This is a genomic window from Paraburkholderia sp. XV (assembly GCF_020177535.1).
GTDB lineage: Bacteria > Pseudomonadota > Gammaproteobacteria > Burkholderiales > Burkholderiaceae > Paraburkholderia > Paraburkholderia caribensis.
Genome location: NZ_JAGUUD010000021.1, coordinates 44,951 through 66,953 on the forward strand (window position 1 = coordinate 44,951; position 22,003 = coordinate 66,953).

The 22,003-nt window shown below is 64.5% G+C and carries 18 protein-coding genes and 1 pseudogene; 12 read left to right on the forward strand and 7 right to left on the reverse strand.

What is annotated here, in order from left to right; all coding sequences use genetic code 11:
* Positions 1 to 4: 4 nt before the first annotated feature.
* Positions 5 to 490: an adenosine-specific kinase gene (locus KFO72_RS13635; protein WP_035995108.1), complete on the reverse strand. Its 486-nt coding sequence runs from the start codon at positions 488 to 490 to the stop codon at positions 5 to 7.
* Positions 491 to 706: 216 nt separating this feature from the next.
* On the opposite strand from KFO72_RS13635, the gene KFO72_RS13640 reads away from it, so the two are divergent.
* The 3 genes from KFO72_RS13640 (at position 707) to KFO72_RS13650 (ending at position 2,787) form a co-directional block, all read left to right on the forward strand.
* Positions 707 to 958, forward strand: a complete 252-nt coding sequence (locus tag KFO72_RS13640; RefSeq protein ID WP_054932030.1) for a hypothetical protein — start codon at positions 707 to 709, stop codon at positions 956 to 958.
* 127 nt (positions 959 to 1,085) lie between these two features.
* Positions 1,086 to 1,595, forward strand: coding sequence for a DUF1269 domain-containing protein (locus tag KFO72_RS13645; RefSeq protein ID WP_225032357.1), 510 nt, complete (start codon positions 1,086 to 1,088; stop codon positions 1,593 to 1,595).
* Positions 1,596 to 1,839: 244 nt separating this feature from the next.
* Positions 1,840 to 2,787: a DMT family transporter gene (locus KFO72_RS13650; RefSeq protein ID WP_054932032.1), complete on the forward strand. Its 948-nt coding sequence runs from the start codon at positions 1,840 to 1,842 to the stop codon at positions 2,785 to 2,787.
* Between the two features lie 27 nt (positions 2,788 to 2,814).
* On the opposite strand, the gene KFO72_RS13655 is transcribed toward KFO72_RS13650, so the two are convergent.
* Genes KFO72_RS13655 through KFO72_RS13670 form a run of 4 tightly spaced genes read right to left on the reverse strand, consistent with a single transcriptional unit; the run spans position 2,815 to position 7,836 of the window.
* On the reverse strand, positions 2,815 to 3,570 hold the full coding sequence (locus KFO72_RS13655; protein WP_225032358.1) for a phosphatase PAP2 family protein: 756 nt from the start codon (positions 3,568 to 3,570) through the stop codon (positions 2,815 to 2,817).
* Entirely contained in the window at positions 3,567 to 4,424 is an 858-nt protein-coding gene (locus KFO72_RS13660) for a metallophosphoesterase family protein (protein ID WP_225032359.1), read from the reverse strand. Before KFO72_RS13660 ends, KFO72_RS13655 begins: the two co-directional genes overlap by 4 nt.
* The gene (locus tag KFO72_RS13665) at positions 4,421 to 5,419 is read right to left on the reverse strand and encodes a diacylglycerol/lipid kinase family protein (protein WP_060607785.1); all 999 of its coding nucleotides are present in this window, start codon (positions 5,417 to 5,419) and stop codon (positions 4,421 to 4,423) included. The genes KFO72_RS13660 and KFO72_RS13665 overlap by 4 nt, the downstream gene beginning before the upstream one ends.
* Positions 5,416 to 7,836: a penicillin acylase family protein gene (locus KFO72_RS13670; protein ID WP_412101784.1), complete on the reverse strand. Its 2,421-nt coding sequence runs from the start codon at positions 7,834 to 7,836 to the stop codon at positions 5,416 to 5,418. Before KFO72_RS13670 ends, KFO72_RS13665 begins: the two co-directional genes overlap by 4 nt.
* Before the next feature lie 314 nt (positions 7,837 to 8,150).
* Between KFO72_RS13670 and KFO72_RS13675 the strand changes: the two genes are divergently transcribed.
* The 6 genes from KFO72_RS13675 to KFO72_RS13700 all read left to right on the forward strand — a co-directional run bounded on the left by KFO72_RS13675 (position 8,151) and on the right by KFO72_RS13700 (position 15,144).
* Positions 8,151 to 9,248 (forward strand): nucleoside hydrolase, encoded by a 1,098-nt coding sequence (locus tag KFO72_RS13675; protein ID WP_054932040.1) that lies wholly within the window; start codon positions 8,151 to 8,153, stop codon positions 9,246 to 9,248.
* A gap of 159 nt (positions 9,249 to 9,407) precedes the next feature.
* Positions 9,408 to 10,424 (forward strand): alcohol dehydrogenase, encoded by a 1,017-nt coding sequence (locus KFO72_RS13680; RefSeq protein ID WP_054932037.1) that lies wholly within the window; start codon positions 9,408 to 9,410, stop codon positions 10,422 to 10,424.
* A gap of 204 nt (positions 10,425 to 10,628) precedes the next feature.
* Entirely contained in the window at positions 10,629 to 11,396 is a 768-nt protein-coding gene (locus KFO72_RS13685) for a DUF3348 domain-containing protein (protein WP_225032361.1), read from the forward strand.
* Between the two features lie 10 nt (positions 11,397 to 11,406).
* Positions 11,407 to 13,845, forward strand: a complete 2,439-nt coding sequence (locus KFO72_RS13690) for a DUF802 domain-containing protein (RefSeq protein ID WP_225032362.1) — start codon at positions 11,407 to 11,409, stop codon at positions 13,843 to 13,845.
* A complete protein-coding gene (locus KFO72_RS13695; RefSeq protein ID WP_060607797.1) occupies positions 13,842 to 14,489 on the forward strand; it encodes an OmpA family protein in 648 nt (215 codons plus the stop codon). The genes KFO72_RS13690 and KFO72_RS13695 overlap by 4 nt, the downstream gene beginning before the upstream one ends.
* Positions 14,482 to 15,144, forward strand: coding sequence for a DUF2894 domain-containing protein (locus KFO72_RS13700; RefSeq protein WP_225032363.1), 663 nt, complete (start codon positions 14,482 to 14,484; stop codon positions 15,142 to 15,144). Before KFO72_RS13695 ends, KFO72_RS13700 begins: the two co-directional genes overlap by 8 nt.
* 29 nt (positions 15,145 to 15,173) lie before the next feature.
* Here KFO72_RS13700 and fusA read toward each other — a convergent pair.
* Positions 15,174 to 17,217 (reverse strand): annotated as a pseudogene (gene fusA, locus KFO72_RS13705) (elongation factor G).
* Positions 17,218 to 17,391: 174 nt separating this feature from the next.
* On the opposite strand from fusA, the gene KFO72_RS13710 reads away from it, so the two are divergent.
* A complete protein-coding gene (locus KFO72_RS13710; protein WP_107202563.1) occupies positions 17,392 to 18,045 on the forward strand; it encodes a DsbA family oxidoreductase in 654 nt (217 codons plus the stop codon).
* Positions 18,046 to 18,067: 22 nt separating this feature from the next.
* Here KFO72_RS13710 and KFO72_RS13715 read toward each other — a convergent pair whose 3' ends face one another.
* On the reverse strand, positions 18,068 to 20,263 hold the full coding sequence (locus KFO72_RS13715) for a TonB-dependent receptor (protein ID WP_054932045.1): 2,196 nt from the start codon (positions 20,261 to 20,263) through the stop codon (positions 18,068 to 18,070).
* Positions 20,264 to 20,600: 337 nt separating this feature from the next.
* On the opposite strand from KFO72_RS13715, the gene KFO72_RS13720 reads away from it, so the two are divergent.
* Together KFO72_RS13720 and KFO72_RS13725 are read left to right on the forward strand one after the other, a co-directional pair.
* The gene (locus KFO72_RS13720) at positions 20,601 to 21,194 is read left to right on the forward strand and encodes a cytochrome b/b6 domain-containing protein (RefSeq protein WP_054932046.1); all 594 of its coding nucleotides are present in this window, start codon (positions 20,601 to 20,603) and stop codon (positions 21,192 to 21,194) included.
* Between the two features lie 3 nt (positions 21,195 to 21,197).
* A complete protein-coding gene (locus KFO72_RS13725; RefSeq protein WP_035995074.1) occupies positions 21,198 to 21,989 on the forward strand; it encodes a molybdopterin-dependent oxidoreductase in 792 nt (263 codons plus the stop codon).
* Positions 21,990 to 22,003: the final 14 nt, after the last annotated feature.

A 22,003-nucleotide genomic window follows, 5' to 3' on the forward strand; every position in this document is an offset into this window, starting at 1 on the left:
CGGGTCAAAGTTTATAGCCGATCGTGCGCAACAGATCCTTGCGCCACTGCACGTCTTCCGCGCCTTCGACACCGAGCGGCGAAAACCCGTCTATCACGCCGACGATGCCCCGGCCCTGATCGGTTTGCGCCACCAGCACCTCAACGGGGTTCGCCGTTGCGCAAAAGATGCGGCACACCTCGGGCACGGCCTTCAGCGCATTCAGCACGTTGACGGGGAAAAAGCCGTCGCCGAGAAACACGAAGAAGCTGTGGCCCGCCGCGACGTTCAGCGCGTTCTGGCTGGCCATCTCGACGAGCGCATCGTCGGTGCCCGAGCGCCGCACCAGCCGCTTGCCGGACGCTTCGCAGAATGCGAGGCCGAACTGGATGCCGGGCACGGCGCCCGCGAGCGTCTCGTGGATATCCTCGACGGTCTTGATGAAATGGGATTGCCCGAGAATGAAGTTGGTCGTTTCGGGCTTGACGACGGTGACGGCGGACAATTGCATGGCGGACCTCGCTCCGTTGCGGCAGAACGCTGGTGATAGATGCGCGTCGAGCTTGTTCTAGCCTAGACGCAAGCTCGCGCAAGGGAAAGCCGGCGCGTTGCAAGACGATCGTCTGATTGATCGGGAACGGCCGCGGAAACATCGCGATACAAAATCGACACGATGCTTACCGGGCTGGCTCGGGTGCGCGCCCGTCAATGTGGGAGAATCGGGGACATGAAAACGCCCAGAATTTCAATCATCGTGGCCATGCTCGCCGTGGTCAGCCCGCTGGCGCATGCGAGCCTCGCGAGCGGCGCTCATCAGTTCAAGACCGACGCGAAGACGGCTGGCCGGGAGACCGGGCACGCCGTTCGCGACGGCGTGCATGCCGTCGGACACGGCGCGAAAGCGGCAGGTCATGCGGTGGCCGACGCGACGAAGCACGGCTATCACGCCACGAAGAAGTTCGTGACGGGACATGGCTAGGTCCCGCATTGCAGCATGCTGAACGACATGTGATTGCGTCCCGCTGAAAGGCCCATTCAGGCGTACGATTAGAGGCATCGCCCCGTTGCATCCGTTGCCGGATGCCGCCATTTGACGGAGAGCCGATATGAGACGCCTTTATTTCATTGCCCCGGATACGCTCACAGCGAAAGCGATCGTCGACGACCTGCTGCGCGCGCGAATCACATGGCGGCACATCCACGTGCTCGCCAATCACAGCGTCACCCTCGAAGAATTGCCACAAGCCTCCTTGCTGCAAAGCAGCGACGTCGTGCACTCGCTGGAGCGCGGCGTGGCGCTTGGCGGCGTGACGGGCGCGCTGCTCGGCCTCGTGGCGCTTGTCTATCCGCCTGCGGAGCTGGCCATCGCGGGCGGCGCCGTCGTCATGCTGACCGTGGCGGGCGCCGGTTTCGGTGCCTGGACGGCAACGATGATCGGCGTCAACGAGCCGAATACGCAGCTCGAACGTTTTCGCAATGCGATACGCGACGGCCAGTTGTTGATCATGGCGGACGTGCCCGGATCGCGCGAACATGAAATCGAGCAATTGATCGCGCAGCATGTGCCGCGCGCCGATCTCGAAGGCGCGGAACCCGCCTCGCCGATCTTTCCGTAGTGCCCTTTGACGCGTTCCCGCGCGCCGGCGGCGATTCGACAACGCAGTCCAAATGGTTGACAATCGTGTGCCTTGCGCGCGGGGAATGATCGGGTAACCGGCTTCACACATTCATCGTGAAGGCGTGCTGCCGCCTGACACGCGGCATTATTGGCCGGACCCGCCGCGCTGTCCCGATTCACGCGAACCACGCTATGCGACGCCACAAGAGCGCTGTCGCGCAAGATCTGCTGACAACTATCCAATGAGAAAGACTCTGGACGGCCTCGCCGTTTCAAGCATGGTGATGCTGTGCCTGATATGGGGACTCCAACAGGCGGCCATGAAATCAATCGCGGCCGACGTCGCACCCATGCTTCAGGTATCGCTGCGCTCCGGGGTTGCCGCCGTGCTGGTCTGGGTGTTCGGCCGGCTGATCGTGCGCGACACGTGGCTCAAGGGCGTTGCGCTCGGGCCGGGCTCGCTGGTCGGCGTGCTGTTTGCCGCCGAGTTTCTGTTCGTCGCGGAAGGCCTGCGCCTGACCACGGCGTCCCACATGGCCGTGTTCCTCTACACCGCACCTATGTTCGCGGCAGTCGGCTTGCAGATCGTGCTGCCCTCCGAACGCCTGACGCGCATCCAATGGACAGGCATCGCGATCGCCTTCGTCGGGATCGTGGTGACCTTTGTCGGGCCGGGCGCGGGAGGGGGAGCAGGGCCGTCGGCGCCGAACTGGATGCTGGGCGACCTGCTGGGCATCTGCGCGGGCGCCGTGTGGGGTTTGACTACCGTGGCCGTGCGCGCGTCGCGCCTGAGCGAAGCGCCCGCCACGCAGACGCTGTTCTATCAACTGGTGTGGGCCTTCGTCGTGTTGCTGCCGTTCGCCGTGCTGTCCGGCCAGTCCACGTTTCATGGCACCGCGCTAGCGTGGGCGAGCCTCGGGTTTCAGGCCTTCGTCGTTTGCTTCTTCAGTTATGTTGCGTGGTTCTATCTGCTGAGAATCTATCTCGCGTCGCGGCTCGGCGTGCTGTCGTTCATGGCGCCGATGTTCGGCGTCGCGCTCGGTGCGCTGCTGCTGCACGAGCGGCTCGATCCGACTTTTCTCGTGGGCTCGGCGCTCGTGCTGGTCGGCATGCTGGTCGTCAATGGACGCGAATGGCTGAAGTTCGTGTTCGCCCGGCAGCGGCGCGACCGAAAAATCGGTTCGGCGTGAAGGTGAAACGCCGTGCCGCCTTCCGTCTCAGCCGACAGCGCGTCGCCGTAGCCACTCCGCCACGAGCACGCATGCGGTGAGCCATGCTGTCGACGACATCGCGCCCGCCAGCACATCGCTGGCGAAATGCACGCCGATGATCAACCGGCTCCACGCAATCATCCCGACAACCGCTACCGCGCCGAGCACCACGGGCAGCCGCCAGCGCACGGGCAGCGTCCGCACGAGCACATACGCGATCGCGCCGTAGGTCGCGAGCGAGCCGGAGGTGTGGCCGCTCGGGAAACTCCAGCTATGCATGGACGCGAACGCGGTGTCGTATTCGGGGCGCGCGCGCCGGATCAAGTGCTTCAGCGTCATGTTCAACAGGCCGTTGCCGCCCGAAGCCGCGGCGAGCATGCAGGCGAGCAGAATGTGGCGCGTCGACAGCAGCGCAATGACACCCGCCGCGCAGCAGACGGCCAGCACCTCGGGGTCGCCAAGATGTGTCGCGACAGCGAAGACATGTTTGACTTCGCGTGGCACGGTAGCGCCGAGATCGAGCGCGAACGCGAGGTCGAAGCGGGTCAAGGCCGGATCGGTCAACAGCGCATGCGTGAGGGCCGCGAAGCACGCGGCCGCAATGACGATGACAACCACGCCCACGCGTATCGCGGCATCGAATGTCAGCATGCGCGCACGGCCCGCCTGAACCGCGCCATACGCGATGCACGCCGCGACCAGCAACGTCGCCGCCATCAGTTCGAGCGCATGCCGGCCCGCGAAGCCCGCAAGCTCGATCATGGCGTTCCCGCCGCGCGCACGGGAACGGGCGACAGCACTTCATCCGGGCCGGCGAGATCCAGTTCATGCTCCAGCACGGGCACGAATGCATTGCCGTTCTCGTCGTAGTCATAGCGGGCCACGACGGCCTTGCGTCCATTCGGATCGCCCGCGTCGTAGCGAATCAGATTGACCGAATTCGACATCTGCCCGCGAATGCGCGTCGATACAGCCGTGCCCGCCTGCACGGCCCACACGGGCCGCGCGATGTCCATGCGGCCCGCGAGCGGCAGCACGTAAGGCAAATGGATATGTCCGCCGACGATCAGATCGACACCCGCCTGCGCCCATCGCTGGATGGCGGGTTCGCGGCCGTGCAGCAGGTTGCGCGTGTCTTCCGCCGCGACGGACGCCACGGGATGATGCGTGACCACCACGCGCAGCTGCAACGGCGTCGCGCGTTCGAGCCGCCGCGCGGCGCGTTCGATCTGTTCCGCGGACACCTCGCCATCCGTGTGCCGCGCGCGACGGGTCGTGTTCAGCCCGATCACCAGCAGTTCGCGCGACTCGAACACGGGTTCGAGATCGGCGCCAAACACGCGCCGATGGTTCGCATACGGATGCAGCACGCGCGCAAACAGGTTGAAGAGGGGAATGTCGTGATTGCCGGGAATCACCAGCGCGGGTATTGCGCCGAGCCGGTCGATGAACGCCCGCGCCGCGGTGAACTGGCTGCGCCGCGCGCGCTGCGTGATATCGCCGGACAGCACGACCAGCTCGGGCTGCTCGCGTGCGGCGAGTTGCAGCAAGGCTTCGACGACGCCGGGCCGTTCAGTGCCGAAATGCGGATCGGAGATCTGGAGCAACAGCGTCATGAGCGGTTCCGGGCGGCGACATCGGCCTCGGGTTTCAGCAGATAAAGGGGCGTGTCGCCGACACGGAATTCGAGCGGCATCTGCATATGCGTGACCTCGCCATCCATTGCGATTTTGACACGCCTGCGCCGCTTCGACGGACGCGTCACGGTGAAGCGGCGAAACGCGAAGGCGATCACGTTGTCCGCGTCGCTCATGCGGCTCAGTGCGCCGCGCAGCGACAGCACGATCTGCGCAATCCGGCCGGTCGCGCGCGGCGCCAATGCAACCAGCAAGCCTTGCGCCAGCAACGGCGCTTCCGCCGCGCCGACCTGTTCGAGCTGAAGCCGGTTGTTGGCGACGAACAGCGTCGAGGTGCGAATCTCCCGCATCGTGCCTTCGTGATCGACATGCAGACGCAGATGCCGATGCCGCCGCAACAGCATCGTGACGGCCGACCACAGCGCGACCAGCCGGCTACGCCCGAATTGCCGCTTGTAGATTTCGCGGTGCTCGAGCATCTTCGGATACAGCCCGAGGCTCGCGTTGACGAGGAACATGCGGTCGTTGACGTAGCCGACCTGCACGGGATGCGCGCGCGCCGTCAGCAGCAGATCGACGGCTTGCGCGGGATCGGCGGGAATGCCGTGGTCGCGGCTGAAATAGTTGAAGGTGCCGCACGGCAGCACGCCGAACGCGCAGCCGCTGCCGATCACCGCCTGCGCGACGGCGCACAGCGTGCCATCGCCGCCCGCGCCGACCACCGCGCCGCCGCGTGCCCGCGCAAGCTCGACTGCGCGTTGCGCCGTCGCGCCGAGTTGCGACGGATCATGGACCAGCATCAGTTCGTACTCGCGGTTCGCCTTGCCGAATGCGTTCGCGATCAACGTGGCCGTGGTCTCGCCCTGCTTGCGGCCCGAACCTGCGTTCATCACGATCACGAACGGCGCGCGCGCGTCCATCTGCCGGGCTTCGCCGTGTGCAGGGATGGTGGAGGGACGGGCGGCGGAGGTCATCGCGTCGATGCGCCGGGCACGAGATGAATGCGCGTTTGCGTCGCCTGCTCGACGGCGGCGCGCGTGTAGAGCAGCGGGAAATACTCGCCGTTCAGCCACATCTGCGCGAGGTCGCGATAGTGCGGGCTGTCGGGATCGCCCGATTCGCCGGGCAGATTCACGGCGCGCGAGTTGTCCCAGTTGCCGACATCGACGATCACGCGGAACGACGGGCCGTTGGTCTCGCGGAAGTCGCTGGCCCGATACGTCGACTGGTTGGGCGTGTAGGCGCTGCCGCCTTTGCCCGTCGGTCCGACGTTGAGCTTCGCGCGCATGTCGGCGTCGACGAGATCGGCGAACGGGTGTGCGTTGAGGTTGGTCTGCAGCTTGCCCCATTGCCACGCGCTCGCATCCGCGCCTTGCAGGCGGACCATCTCGCGATACGCGTCGCTCAGGCTCGTCAGCAGGACGGCGTCGCGCCTGCCTTGCGCGTCGTCGCCGAAGCGGGTGTCGGGATGTTCGAGCGAATCGAGCATCACAGCCGTGTCGGGCGCGCTGAATGCATCGGCGGCGGCCTTCGGCAACACGGCATCCTTGAACGCGCGGCCAAGATGCCGCGACAGCCAGACTTCTTCCAGCGCCGCCTGCGCTGAATTCGCGCCCATCTGTGCGTCCCAGCCCTTGAGCAGCGCGAGCGCGGCACGCGTGTCGGCGTCGTCGGACGACAGCGGCGCGAGCAGGGCGACGAGCCGCCGCGCGGGAATCGACACGTCGTCGTTCTGCAGGCGCTCGCTATCTTCGATCGATACTTTCGGCGACGCCTTCAGCACTTCGTCGATGCGTTGATGGCGCGAGCCGTTGGTCCATTCGAAGCCGAGCTTGCGCTCTGCATAGGGGTAACCGTCGGGCAGATTCATTTCGTTCGACGTGGTGAAGTAGCCCTGCTTCGGATTGAACACGGAAGGCATCGCGTCGCGCGGCCAGAAGCCGGCCCATTCATAGCGCCCGTCGCCCGGCACGGGCAGCAGGCCGTCCCAGTTCGGACGCTTCGGCGCAAGACCGCTCGGCACCCAGCCGATATCGCCGTGCGTGTCAGCATAGACCTGATTGACGGTCGGCGCGCCCCATGTCGACAGGTCGTTCTTGAACTGCGCGTAGTTCTTCGCGCGCATGTAGCGCACGGAATCGAAGTAAGGCGACATGCCCGGCGCGAGCCACGCGGTGCGCACGGCAAACGCGCGATGCTTCGCTTGTTCCGTGTAGATCACGGGACCATGCCGCGTGAACGCGAGCTCAGCCGTGACGGGCGCGCTGCCGCGCACCGTGATCTGTTCGCGCACGATGCGCATCGGCTCCCAGCGTCCCTTGTAGCGGTATTCGCGCGGATTCGCGGGATTCACTTCATAGACGTACAGGTCCTCCTGATCGATGTTGAAGATCGTGAGGCCGAACGCGATCGCGCCGTTGTGTCCGATCGAAACCCCCGGTGCCGACGGCTCGCCGCCGCCGATCAGGTCGAGCGTCGGCGCGCTGATCTGCTGGATGTAGCGCAGGCTCGGCGCCGCATACGCGCGATGCGGATCGTTGGCCATGATGGCGCGGCCCGTTGCCGATTTGTCCGGCGAGATCACCCAGTTGTTGCTGCCCTCCGTGACTTCTTCGGGATTCTCGGCGGCGGCGATTACGGTTGTCGACGCGTCGGCGCTCTTCAACGAATCGCGCGTCACGTGCACGTTTTGCGTGGCGAGATTGAAGACCTTGAGGACATCGTCGGGCAGGCAGGGATCGAGTCCTTCGGGCATGTGCGGTTGCCACTGGGGTTGCAAGCCGAAGCGGATCGAATCCGCTTCGAGTGTGCTCTTGCACGCGACCTTCGCGCGCGCCACTTCGCTCGTCAGATTACGCGTGAGACCGTGACTGCGGATGCGCACCACGTCGTCGGCGGACCACTTCGCGGGCCAGTAGCCGACCTGGCGAAACTCATACGGCAAACGGTCCGGATGCGCGGCGAGCCAGTCGATATACGCATTCACGCCCGCTGCGAAACGCGTCGCGACGGGTTTCGCGTCCGGCCCGTAGCGTTGCCATTCCACCGACATGTCGCCGCGATACAGAAAGAGCCGCGTCGCCTTGTCCTGTTCGACGTAGGCAGGGCCGAACATTTCGGCGAGTTCGCCGAGACCGCGACGCCGCCACAAGTCGATCTGGAACATCCGGTCGCGCGCGGCATTGAAGCCCTGCACGAAGAACGCGTCGTGCTCGTTCTGCGCAAAGATGTGCGGCACGCCCCATTTGTCGATGAGGATGTCGGTTGGACGCGACAGGCCTTCCACTGTGATGGTTTCGTCGGGTGCGCCATCCGCGCGCGCCGGTTGAACGGACAGCGCGCCGAGCGCCGCGCATGCAAATATGACCGCGAGAGTGTGTCTTGCCTGCACTTGTTTCCTCCTTATGGTTGCATCGCAATGCCCCGATGTCTCCGTCGAGATGTTGACTCTACCCGACGATCTGCCGTTCGTTGAGCAGAACGTCACGTGTCTCGTGGTGCTTGCGGGCGCAACCTTCCGCGTGTGCATGCAACACGCATGAGCATCGGCGCGAAACGCACGTCACGAGCGGGTTTTGGCGTGAACGCGGGTTTGCTCGCGCCGGCTTTGCCACTATGATGAGCCTTCTGCCGACGCGGTCCCGATCGCGCCGCACGAACGCGAACTACAACAAGGAGACGCCGTTGAAGCGACTTTTCGTCACGATGTCATGTGCGGTCATGCTGGCGGGCTGCGGCGGAAATGGCGTCGCGCGTGATGCGCCGAAGGTGATCGTCGACAGCGACTACAACACGCTGAGCGACGACGGCCAGCTTGGCGTGATGGCCGCGCAATTGCAGGCGCAAGGCAAGATCGAGGTGCTCGGCATCACAGTCGTGTCGGGCAACCAGTGGCTCAGGCAAGGTGTCGCCGACGCGTTGAAGTCGATGGAGCGGCTCGGTGTTGGAGACCGCATTGGCGTGTATGCGGGCGCGAATTACGCGCTGGCGCATCCGTATGCGGAGATTCAGCAGGAACTCGCGCAATTTCCCAGCGGTGACGGCTATCTGGGCGCATGGAGCACGCCGGAGCCGACGTCCGATGCTCAACTCGTCGCGCCGCCTGACGGCTTCGCGACGCATACGCAAGTGCAGAGCAGGAGCGCGGTGGATTTCATCGTCGATAGCGTGAAGGCGAACCCGCACCAGGTGACGATACTCGCGATCGGTCCGCTGACGAACATCGCGCTCGCGACCAGACAGCATCCCGAGATCGTGCCGCTCATCAAGCAGATCGTCTACATGGGCGGCGCAATCGACGTGCCGGGCAACACCACGGCGACAGCCGAATTCAACTGGTGGTTCGATCCCGAAGCGGCACGCGAAGTGCTGCGTTTGCCGATCAGGCAGACCGTGGTTCCCCTCGACGTGACCGACACCGTGAAGATGGACAAGACCATCTATGACCGCGTCGCGCACGATCCGAACAGACAGACCATCATCACGCAGTTGTTCAAGCAGTTGAACGGCTATGGTTTCGACGGCAAGAACGGTTTCGAAACCAATCCGAACTACACGACCGACATCTGGGACACGCTCACGATCGCGTGGCTGATGGACCCGAGCTTCGCCACGCAGACAGAAGAGCGCTGGGTCGACGTCGACACGAGCTTCGGCGCGAACGACGGCAAGGCGACGGGGTACGCAAGCTCGCCGCCGGCAGGGCTGCAGAAAATGACGATCATCAAGCGTTTCGATAACGCACGCTTTTTCGATTTCTATGTCGATCTGCTCACGCGGCCAGTGCCTGTGAAATTGCCGTAGGCGTCGCGTGTGAGCGTCCGCACGCGTCCCTTCAATTGCGCCCGCTCCATTGAGCACCTAGTATCCATGTCGGACCAGCCGGTTGCGATGCGATGCGATGCGATGCGAAAGCGTCGGAGGCCGCGCTGGCATGACTGTTCTTCGACTGGAGCAAATTCGATGCGAAAGATGAGAGCGGTACAGGTGAGCGGGCCGGGCGGCGCGCTGGAACTCGTGGAGCGCGACGTGCCGGCGCCCGGCGCGGGCCAGGTGTTGATCAAGGTGCAGGCGTGCGGCATCTGCCACAGCGATTCGCTGACCAAGGAAGGCCAGTGGCCGGGCCTGCAGTATCCGCGCGTGCCGGGGCACGAAGTCGCGGGCGTGATCGATACGCTGGGCGCGGGCGTCGAAGGATGGAAAGCGGGTGAGCGCGTGGGCGTGGGCTGGCACGGCGGACATTGCGGCCACTGCGCGAATTGCCGGCGCGGCTATTTCGTCGTGTGCGAAAAGGGACAGGTGCCGGGTATCAGCTACGACGGCGGCTATGCCGATTATCTAGTCGTGCCTGTCGAGGCGCTGGCGCGCATGCCCGAAGAACTCAACGACGTCGACGCCGCGCCGCTGCTTTGCGCGGGCATCACCACGTTCAACGCGCTGCGCAACAGCGGCGCGCGCGCGGGCGAGGTGGTCGCGATTCTCGGCATTGGCGGGCTGGGGCACCTCGGCGTGCAGTTCGCGCGGCGCATGGGCTTCAACACGGTCGCGATCGCGCGCGGCGAGGACAAGGCGCCGCTCGCGAAGCAACTCGGCGCGCATCACTACATCGACAGCCGCGCGCAGAATCCCGCCGATGCGCTCAAGGCGCTGGGCGGCGCGTCGGTCATTCTGGCGACGGTGACCAGCGCCGACGCGATGACGGCCACGCTCGGCGGCCTCGCGCTGAACGGCAAGCTGATCATCCTCGGCGTCGCGGACAAGCCGATCGAAGTGCCGCCCGTGCAGTTCATCATGGGGCGCAATGCGGTGCAGGGCTGGCCGTCCGGTTCGTCGGCCGATTCCGAGGACACGCTCGCGTTCAGCGCGCTCGCCGACGTCAAGCCGATGATCGAAACCTATCCGATCGAACGCGCCGCCGAAGCGTATGACCGCATGATGAGCGGCGCCGCGCGCTTTCGTGTCGTGCTGACGATGAACTAGCCGTTTCGCGAGACGAGGGCGTGGCCATCCGCGCTGCAACGCCGCCGTCGCGAGCGCGCGACGGCGGTGGTGAATCCGTGTCTGCCAATGTTGGCCGGGGTTTGCGGCGGGTGCGGCATGCCGGCGGCACGCCGTCGACATCCCGTCTGGCGATCTCCGCTCCGGCAGCGCGTAAAATGCTGCCTTTTCGAGATTTCTGGTGGTATGGTTCAAGCCCTTCAGCGCACGGCGGTCAGCGGTCCGACGCTCGTCCGTCTGCTCGCACGCCTGACTGCCGCCGACGTTTCCGCCTCCAGCCAGTCACTGTCGGACCAGTTGAGCCAATGGCTCGGCTGGACGGACGCGATTGCGCTTTCGACCGCGCTCAACAGCGCGCCGCCCGCCGTCGCGTCCGGCGCGCGGGGCGCGGGCAGCATGGAGCACGAGTGCGCGCGCGTGCGCGCGTCGCTGGCGGACGCGATTGCCGGAGACAGCGTGCTCGCACCGCGCCGGCGGCGCGGCAGCGCGCACCCGCAGAACGCGCACAACGCGCACAACGCGCAGCCGCCCGAAGCGGAAGCCAATTACGCGGACTTTCGGCAGTGCTACCTGGCGTTGCAGCAGGCGATGGAAACCCGCATCGGCAGTCTGCGCGGGCGGCTGCGCAATATGGTGGCGGCCCAGACGTCCGAGATGACGCGGCTCGCGGTGGTCGACGCGATCATGGAGCGCTCGCTCGGCGCGCGCGAGCGCAGCCTGTTCGGCGCGGTGCCGGGTCTGCTCAGCGGTCATTTCGAGCGCCTGCGTCAGGCTGCAGAGGCTGAGCACGACGCTGAGGCCACGCTGCCCACTGAGGCGGGGACGCAAGCCGCACCCCGGCCCGGCGCGTGGCTCGACGTGTTCCGCAAGGACATGCAGAGCGTGTTGCTTGCCGAACTCGACATTCGTTTTCAACCGGTCGAAGGGCTGCTGGCTGCCCTTCGCATCAGCTAACTGGGACAAGATGTCCAGATATCGCATTGATTTTGTCGTTGTTTTTCTCGTAGGTCTGGTGGTGGCCGGTTGGGTCGGCGCGGGCTACATTGTGTCGAATCCGCTGGCGCTCGCCGTCACGCTGCTGGTCGCTGGCTGCTATGTGGCAGGCGCGCTGGAACTGCAGCGGTATCAGGAGGCCACCGCGACGCTCACGCGCGCGCTCGCGGAACTGTCCGAAGCGCCGTCCCGGCTCGGGGGCTGGCTCGAACAGCTGCATCCCGGTTTGCGCAATCCGGTGCGCCTGCGCATCGAAGGCGAGCGCGTCGCGTTGCCGGGTCCGGCGCTCACGCCGTACCTGGTCGGGCTGCTGGTGCTGCTCGGCATGCTGGGCACGCTGCTCGGCATGGTGACGACGCTGCGGGGCACGGGCGCCGCGCTCGACAGCGCGACGGATCTGCAGGCGATCCGCGCGTCGCTGGCCGCGCCCGTGAAGGGCCTGGGCTTTGCGTTCGGCACCTCGATTGCGGGCGTGGCGACCTCGGCGATGCTCGGCTTGCTGTCGGCGTTGTGCCGCCGCGAGCGCGCCCACGCCGCGCAGCTGCTCGACACGAAGATCGCGACCACGTTGCGCGCCTTCTCGCAGAGCCAGAAGCGCGACGAGACCTTCAGGCTGCTGCAGCGCCAGGCGGACACGATGCCCGTGCTGGTCGACCGCCTTCAGGCGATGATGTCGGCCATCGAGCAGCAGAGCCTCGCGCTGAACGAGCGGCTGATCTCGAACCAGCACGCCTTTCATGGACGCACGGAAGCGGCGTACGCGCGGCTGGTGTCGACGGTTGCGCAGTCGCTGAAGGACAGCGCGGCGGAAAGCGCGCGCGCGGCGGGCGCGGCATTGCAGCCGGCGATGGAAGCTACGATGGCCGGTCAGGCGCGCGAGATGGCGTCGCTGCGCGAGACTGTCGAGCACGCTGTGCAGCGGCAACTGGACGGCCTGACGACGGGTTTCGACGCGTCCACCGCGAACGTTGCGAAGCTATGGAACGAAGCGCTCGCGGGACACCGGAGCGCCAGCGAGTCGCTCGCACAGGATTTGCGCGTGTCGCTGGAAGGCTTCAGCCAGACTTTCGAGCAACGCTCGACGGCACTGCTCGACGGCGTCTCCGCACGCCTCGACGCGACGGCGGGCCAGCTGTCGAGCGCGGCGGAAAGCGCGCGCGCGGCGGGCGCGGCATTGCAGCCGGCGATGCAAGCCACGATGGCCGCTCACGCGCTCGAAATGGCGTCGCTGCGCGAAACCGTCGAGCAGGCGGTGCAGCGTCAACTGGACGGCCTCTCGAACGGCTTCGAGTCGACCACGGCGAACGTGGCGAAACTCTGGAACGAAGCGCTCGAAGAACACCGGAGCGCGAGCGAGTCGCTGGCCAAGGATCTGCGCACGTCGCTGGAAGGCTTCACGCAGACTGTCGAGCAGCGCTCGACCGTTCTGCTCGACGGCGTATCGACGCGCCTCGATGCCGCGGCGGGACAGGTTTCCCAAGCCTGGACGCAAGCACTCACCGAACAGGAGCGCATCGGCGAAAAGCTCGCGGAGCACAACCGCGAAGCGCTCACCACGGCGGCATCTGCCTTCGAGCAACATTCGGCAGCGCTGTTGCGCGCGGTCGATGAGTCGCATGCCGGTTTGCAGGCCGAACTGGCGTCGCGCGACCAGCAGCGTCTGGACGCGTGGAGCGCATCGCTCGAAACGGTTGCGTCCACATTGAGCCAGAAGTGGGACGAAACGGGCGAGCGCACCGCGAGCCGCCAGCAGGCAATCTGCGACACGCTCGCGCAAACCGCGCGCGACATCTCGGCGCAGACGCAAGCTCACGCGAGCGGCACGATTGCGGAAATCTCGCGGCTCGTCGAGGCCGCGTCGGAAGCGCCGCGCGCGGCGGCGGAAGTCGTCGCCGAACTGCGGCAGAAGCTCTCCGACAGCATGGTCCGCGACACGGCGATGCTCGAAGAGCGCAGCCGTCTGCTCGCCACGCTCGAAACGCTGCTCGACGCCGTGAACCACGCATCGACCGAACAGCGCACGGCCGTCGATGCGCTCGTCGCGACGTCGGCGGGACTGCTGGAGCGCGTCGGCATGCAGTTCAACGACAAGGTCGAAACGGAGACCCGCAAGCTCGGCGACGTCGCCGCGCAGGTGGCGGGCAGCGCCGTCGAAGTGGCGAGCCTCGGCGAAGCATTCGGCATGGGCGTGCGGCTGTTCGGCGAATCGAACGACAAGCTGATGGCGCATCTGCAACGGATCGAGGCGGCGCTCGACAAGTCGCTGCTGCGTAGCGACGAGCAGCTTGCGTACTACGTCGCGCAGGCGCGGGAAGTGATCGACCTGAGCATGCTGTCGCAGAAGCAGATCGTCGAAGACCTGCAACAGCTGGCGGGTCAGCGCGCATCGGCTGGAGCCGACGCGGCATGAACGACGATATCGACGGCGGCGTCGAGCCAACGACGCCCATCTGGGCCGCGTTCAGCGATCTGATGTCGGTATTGCTGGGCGCGTTCGTGCTGATCCTGGTCGGCGTGATCGGCGTGCAGCTGGAACTGTCCGCGCGGCTCGACGACGCCGTCAAGCAGCGGCAGATGGAAGCGCAGCGCCGCAAGACGCTGGAGCAGGCGCTCGCCGGGCCGCTCGCGGCCGGGCGCGTGACGCTGGTCAACGGGCGCATCGGTATCAGCGGCAACGTGCTGTTCGCGTTGAACTCCGACCAGTTGCAGCCGCAGGGGCGCGATCTGCTGAAGAGCCTGGCCGGGCCGTTGTCCGCGTATCTGCGCTCGCACGACGAAATCCTGATGGTCAGCGGCTTTGCCGACGATCAGCAAGTGCGCTCCGGCAACCGGCGTTTCGCGGACAACTGGGAACTGTCGGCGCAGCGTGCGCTGACGGTGACGCGGTCGTTCATCGATGCGGGCGTGCCTGCGTCGTCGGTGTTCGCGGCGGCGTTTGGCTCGGAGCAGCCGGTCAGCTCGAACGCCGATAGTGAAGGGCGGGCGAAGAACCGTCGCGTGGAAATTGCGGCGGTGCCGAGGCCCGCGTCGTCGGGCGGCGGGAACCGTGAGTAACGACCACGCAGCCGGGGAAGAAACCGCACGCGGCAGCGACGCGCAGACGACGCTCGACGCCTGGCGCGAGCAGGGCGGCGACCGGCTCGATCCGCTGCGTTTTCATTTCATCGCGGCGCTCGCGCGGCGGGCAGCCGCTCACGAAGGCGAAGCGCGCCGAATGCTCGACGCGCGTCTGTCGGCCTTGCTCGAAGCCTATGCCGCCGATCTCGCGGGCCGGGCGCCGGCGGCACAGGCGCCCGAGCGCGCCGCTGTGCCGTGCAGGCCCGCGCGTGGACCGCTCGGGGAACTGGCCGACTACATCGCGAGCCACCCGCAGGCGGGCGACGAGCGCGTCGCGCTCAACGCCGCCGTCCGCTCCGAATTGAAGGCGCTCGATTACTTCCGAGAAACCTGGTCCAGGGTCAGCGCCGAGAAACAGGTGCGCGTGTCGCTTGAACAGGTGCCGGGCAATGCCGGGCCGCTCAATTCGAGCAGCCTCGTGCATCGGTCGCTGTCGCTGATGCGCGAGTTGTCGCCGGGGTATCTGCAGCAGTTTCTGGCCTACGTGGATGCGTTGTCGTGGATGGAGCAGATGACGGGCGGCGCGTTGCCCGTCAAGGATGCGCCGCGCCCCGCGAGCGCGAAGAAGGGCGCGCGCGGCAAGTCGCGCTAGCCACTGTGCCGGGGCGCCGCACGGGCGTCTCAGGCCGTATCGGATTGCTTCTTGTATTGCGATGCGAGCTTGTCCTGCTGGTTCGGCGGAACAGGGTCGTAATGGCTCAATTCGATGCTGTAATTGCCATGCCCGCCCGCAATCGCATTCAGGCGCGATTGATAGTCGGCCAGTTCCGATAGCGGCACTTTCCCCGCCACGACCACGGCCCGGCCCGCCAGATTGCGCGTGCCCTGAACCTGCGCGCGACGCGACGACAGATCGCCGATGATGTCGCCCATCGTCGTCTCGGGCGTCATCACCTCGATGTTCACGATCGGCTCGAGCAGGATCGGCTGCGCCTTGAGCACGGCGTCGATGAACGCCTTGCGGCCTGCCGACGAACGCGACTTCCTTTGAATCGACAGGGTGGCTCTTGCCGTCGAACACGGTGATCCGTACGTCCTGCATCGGAAAGCCCGCAAGCGGGCCGTTCTCGATCACCTGCAAGATGCCTTTTTCGACGGCGGGCATGAACTGGCCCGGAATCGCGCCGCCTTTCACGGCATCGACGAATTCGTAGCCCGCGCCGCGCGGCAACGGCTCGACGCGCAGCATCACTTCACCGAACTGGCCTGCGCCGCCCGTCTGCTTCTTGTGCCGATGATGCCCTTCGGCCTTGCCGCCAATCGTCTCGCGGTACGCGATCTTCGGCGGCCGCGTGATGACGCCGAGCTTGTATTGATCGGCGAGCCGCTCCAGCATGTGCCGCAGATGCAGTTCGCCCAGTCCGCGCACGACGGTCTCGTTGGTGCCGACGGGATGTTCGATCTTCAGGCAAGGGTCTTCCGCCGCGAGCTTTTGCAGGATCTCCCACAGCCGCTGCTCGTTGCCGCGCCGCTCCGGCTCGATGGCGAGGCCGTAGATCGGCGTGGGGAACGCGAGCGGCGCGAGGTGGATGTTGCCGTCTTCGGGGGCGTCGTGCAGCACGGCGTCGAACGAAATTTCGTCGATTTTCGCTGTCGCGCAGATATCGCCCGGTCCCGCCTGCGCGATCTCCTCGTGATCCTTGCCCTGCAACAGCATCAGATGCGCGACGCGAAAGGGCTGGCGCGCGTCCCCTATATAGAGCTGGCTGTCGCGCCGCACCGTGCCCTGGTGGATGCGGAACACGGCCATCTTGCCGATATACGGGTCGATCACGATCTTGAACACATGCGCGAGCACATGTTTGCTGGGATCGGGCTCGGCCTGCACTGTCTCGCGCCGTCCGTCGACATCGCGATAGAAGAGGGGCGGATTGCCTTCGAGCGGATTGGGCAACAGCTTCACGAACACGTCGAGCAGTTCGCGGATGCCCGCGCCCGTCGCCGACGACGTGAAGCACACGGGCACCAGATGCCCTTCGCGCAATGCACGCTCGAATGGTTCGTGCAGTTGTTCCGGCTGGACTGCTTCGCCCTGTTCGAGATACAGCTCCATCAGCTTCGCGTCGAGTTCGATCACCTGATCGACGAGCGCGTTATGCGCGGATTCCACCGTCAGCAGATCGGATTCGCCGGACGGATTGAAGAAGCAGTCGACGACGGCCGTCGCGCCTTGCGCGGGCAGGTTGATGGGCAGACAGTCCTTGCCGAACGTCTCCTGGATCTCCTGGAGCAGGCCGGGCAGATCGACCTTTTCGCCGTCGATGCCGTTCACCACGATGATCCGGCACAGCTTGCGCGCCTCGGCCCACGCCATCATGCGGCGCGTGGTCATTTCGATGCCGGTGCGCGCGTTGATCACGATCGCGACGGTTTCGACGGCGGGCAGCGCACTGATGGAAAGGCCGGAGAAGTCGGGGTAGCCGGGCGTGTCGGCGAGGTAGATGCGGGTGTTCTGGTAATGCAGGTGGGCGATCGCGGAAGAAAGCGAGTGGTGGTATTTGCGCTCCAGCGGATCGAAGTCGCAGACCGTCGAGCCCCGGTCGACGCTGCCTGCCGCGTGGATCGCGCCGCCTTCCTTCAGCAGCGCCTCGATCAACGAGGTCTTGCCGCAACCGGCGTGGCCGACCAGCGCGATGGTACGGATGGCTTCGGGTGGGTAATCCATGGCCGTCCTCATTCTGCGACAGTTATTGGGCCATTATTGGTGAAAATGACGCCGCCTGCCAGAAGACACGCGCGAATTCGCGAATTCGGGTATGTTGCGGCGCAGTAGAAAACGGCCGCGCCTGTTTCTGATAAGGTGGTCCGATCCACACAACATTCATTGGGTCCGCAACACATGACGCAACAACTCAGAATCGATTTTGTCTCCGATATCGCCTGCCCGTGGTGTGCGATCGGGCTTTCGTCGCTCCAGCTTGCGCTGTCGCGTCTCGGCGAAGCGGTGGATGCCGAGATCGTCATGCATCCGTTCGAACTGAATCCGCAGATGGGGCCGGAAGGCGAGGCGATCGTCGATTATCTCGGCAAGAAATATGGCCGCACGCCGGCGCAGATCGAAGAGACGCAGGCAATGATCCGCGAGCGCGGCGCGAGCGTCGGCTTTGCGTTCGGCGCGCGCAACTATGTGTACAACACGTTCGACGCCCACCGGCTGCTGTATTGGGCAGGTATCGAAGGCAAGCAGTTGCCGTTGAAGCGCGCGCTGTTGCAGGCGTATCACGGCGACGGCAAGGACCCGAGTAATCGCGATGTGCTGGTCGAGGCCGCGCAATCTGTCGGCCTCGATGCGGCGAAAGCACGCGACGTGCTGAACGGCAACGACTATGCCGACGAAGTGCGCGCCGAAGAGCAGCAGTTTCAGGCCATGGGCATTCAGTCCGTGCCGTCGATCGTGTTCAACCAGAAGTATCTGGTGACGGGCGGACAACCCGTCGAAGCGTTCGAGCAGGTCATCCAGCAGATTCTTGCCGAAGAGGAAGCGGGCGCTTAAGCGCTTTCTCCCGCCTGAAGTATCAGAAGTATTTCGTCGCGCCCGCATACACCGCGAAATGCGGCGCGTACTGCGGTGCGCCGACCCCGATGCCCGAGCCGTCGCGCAGTTCGTAGACGCGGTTGAAGGCGTTGACGACGACCAGACGCGCGTCGAACTTGCCGATCAGCGGCTGGTTGAAATGCTGGATCACCCCGAGGTTGACCTGAGCATAGACGGGCAGACGGTCCGTATTGGCAAAGCCGCTGCGCAGTCCGCTGCCGACCAGCCCGTCGAACGTGAAGGTGGTTCTGCCGAGATCGTAGGTCCCGCCGAACGAAGCCGTCACGCGCTGATCGTGATCGAGAAACACCCAATGGCTGTTGATGAAGGCCAGTTCGTCGGGATCGAAGTTGAACTGCGCCGAACTGATCTGCTTGCCCTGCGCCCGGCTATACGCCAGGTTCAGATAAGCGGAGACGTTGTCGCGCCTGAAGTTCGCCGTGAATTCGACGCCGTATGTTTTTCCGTATTGATAGTTGAACGGCGTGAAGATCAGGGCCGAGCCGAATTGTCCTTCGTCGAGCAGATTGGTCGACTTCTTGTAGTACGCATCGAGGCCGAGCGTCAGCGCTGAACCAAGCTTTTGCGTCACGCCGATATCGAAGTAATGGCTGCGTTCGGGCTGCACGGGATCGTTCTGGCTGGACGGACTCTGGTTCGTCGTGCCGTTGAACTTCGAGATCGTCGAGCCGGAGACCAGCTCGAATGCGGGCGGCGTGAAATAGCGCGCGTAGCCGGCGTGCACGGTCGTCGTCGGCGTGAGCGTGTAGACCGCGCCGATGCGCGGGCTCAACTGACTCGCGCTCGTGTACTCGTCCATCCGGTCGTAGCGCAGACCGTAGTTCACTGTGAGGCGGTCGGTGACCTTCCATTCGTCTTGTGCGTACAAGCTGTACAGGTAGCCCGTTTTGCTGCTGTTGTCCTGAATGTTGAACGGTTGATCCGAGAGCTGGTTACCGTTTTCATCGACGGCGAAGACGTTCACGCTGTTGTTGAATACCGCGTGCTCCTGCTGGAAGAACAGGCCCGCGCGCACCGTGTGTTTGTCGTTCAGACGCCAGGTGGTATCGACTTGCGCGCCATTGGCAGAGTTGCTGTGAAAGTCTTGCGCCGCGACGCCGTTGAACAGCAGATCGCCGACGGGGTCAGGGTTGAACTGCGTGCGCGTGTAGCGCGTGAAAAACGCGACCTGATAATCGAATGCGCCGCCATTCGTGCCTTGCAACGCGATGGCTGCGAAGTTGTTCAGCTCGGATTGGGTTTCGTTCAGTTGCGATGAATCGAACGTGTTGTTGCCGTTGAGCGTGAAGCTGGTCGGCAGGCCGGGCGTATTCGGAATTTCGAACTGGTTGCTGGTCGTGCCGAACAGCAGACTCACGCGCGTCAGCGGATTGATGATGTACGACAGATAACCAAACGCGTCGCCTTGCCGCGTGTGATCGTGAATGGCGTTGGCGCTCGCGGTCGGGTTTTCGATGCCCAGATTGTTCATGCCCAGCGAGCCGCTCAGATAGTAGCTGAACGGGCCCTTGCTGCCATAGACGTCGGCGCTGGTCTTGATGGTCTGATGGCTGCCGCCGAACACGTCGATCGAGCCGCCGTTGCCCGTGTCGCCTGTTTTGGTGCGGATATCGACGATGCCCGCTGTCCGGTAGCCGTATTGCGCGGGCAGTGCGCCCGTCAGCAGATTGACCTGATCGATGATGCGCGTGTCGAGCGATTGACCGAATCCGCTGATCGGCTCCGGAATGATGATGCCGTTGATCCGGTATTGCAGGTTCGCGTGATCGCCGCGTACATGCAACTGGCCGTATGAATCCGCAGCGACGCCGGGTGCCTGCAAAAGCACCTGATTGAGCGGCGTATTCTGGCCGGCGGGCAGGGCGTCGATGTCGTCCTGTGTGAAACGATAGACGCTGCTGCCCGTTTCGGGCAACAAGCCGTTGCGAACGTCATCGAGACGTTTGGCGCTTACCTTCACGTCGGTCATCTCGGTTGGATCGGCGATATTCCCTGCTGACGCGGAAGGGTCCGTCGCCGCCGATGCCCGCGAAGCGGCACTGAACAGAAGCAGCGTGGCGGCCATCACGTGAGTGTGTTTGCGCATTTTGTTTTGATTGACTGTCGTTGAAATCTTGTTCGATTCGTTTTCACGGCGCGAGCGCATCCGATCCATAGGAATCCTATGAATGGACTATGTGGCAGGCTTGTTTTCGAATCGCTTACGCGATGATCTTGTTGTGACTCTCCGTCCTCTCGTCGTGACGAAAGGCAATGTCGGCGATGTTATAACATAACATTAAAGCGATGCAAGCACCGTGTACCGTCCAGCAGACATGCCGTCCGCGGTGCCATTGCAAGCCAATCGCAAGAAAAAAATCTGACGACGCGACGGAATAAGCATCGATCGACTGCGTTAGCCCATATGTCGCGGTGCCTGCCGCGCGCGTGTGCGCATTGCCCGTTGTGGATCGCAGGGCGCGCGAAACAACAACATCAAACCTGGAGTGGTCTTGAGTCACAACACGGTTCAACCGGGGTGGGTGCGGATTACGCACTGGATCAATGCTTTGGCCGTCGTGCTGATGGTCATGAGCGGCTGGCAGATTTACGATGCGTCGCCGATCTTTCCCGTCATCCAGTTTTCTCCTTCGATCACGCTAGGCGGCTGGCTTGGCGGCGCGCTGCAATGGCACTTCGCGGTGATGTGGCTGCTGGTCGCAAACTTCATCGTGTATCTGGCGGCGAATCTTGCGTCGGGTCGCTTTCGACGCAAGCTGTTGCCGCTCAAGCCAAAACAACTCGCCGCCGATCTGATCGCGGTCTTGCGCGGACGTCTGAAGCACGACGACCTCGCGCAATACAACGCGATACAAAAGCTCGCCTATCTCGTGGTAATCGCCGACATCGTGCTGATCGTGCTGTCGGGACTCGCGGTGTGGAAATCCGTGCAGTTTCCGCTGCTGCGCACGCTGCTGGGCGGTTATGACAATGCACGCATCGTGCACTTTGTCTGTATGAGCGTGCTGGTCGCATTCTTCGTCGTGCATGTCGTGATGGTCGCGCTCGTGCCGCGCTCGCTGCTGCTGATGATCCGGGGGCGCTGAATCATGACGATCCGAAAACGCACTCCGCAGCCGGGCTCTTTTCTCGCTACGCACGGCGAGTCGATCATCCGCGATGCGCAGCGCGAACTCAAATCACCTGCGCGACGACTGTTCGGGCAGCGGCTGCTGACGCTGGGCGGCATCGCGCTGTTGTCAGGATGCGACCTGACGAACGACAAGGCAGTGAACACGGCGCTGCGCCGCATTTCGTTTTTCAACGACGACGTGCAGGCGTTGCTGTTCGACCCGAACACACTCGCGCCGACCTATCCTGAGTCGATGATCACGCGGCCGTTTCCGTTCAACGCGTTCTACGACATCGACGAAGTGCCCGAAGTCGACGCCGCGAGTTATCGCTTGCAGATCAGCGGACTCGCGCATGGCAAGCGCGTGTGGACCCTCGACGAACTGCGCGCGCTGCCGCAGGAAAGCCAGATCACGCGGCATATCTGTATCGAAGGATGGAGCGCGATCGGGCATTGGGGCGGCGTGCGCTTTTCCGATTTCCTGCGTCGCGCGGGCGCGGATACGAGCGCGAAGTATGTGTCGCTACGTTGCGCGGACAACTATTGGACCAGCATCGACATGCCGACCGCGTTGCACGCGCAGACGCTGCTCACGCTCACTTACGACGGCGACGTGCTGCCGCCCAAGTACGGCTTTCCGATGAAGCTGCGCATGCCCACCAAACTCGGCTACAAGAATCCGAAGCATATCGTCGCCATCGAAATCACGAACCAGTATCCGGGCGGCTACTGGGAGAACCAGGGCTACAACTGGTTCGGCGGTTCGTGACGCATTGACCTTGT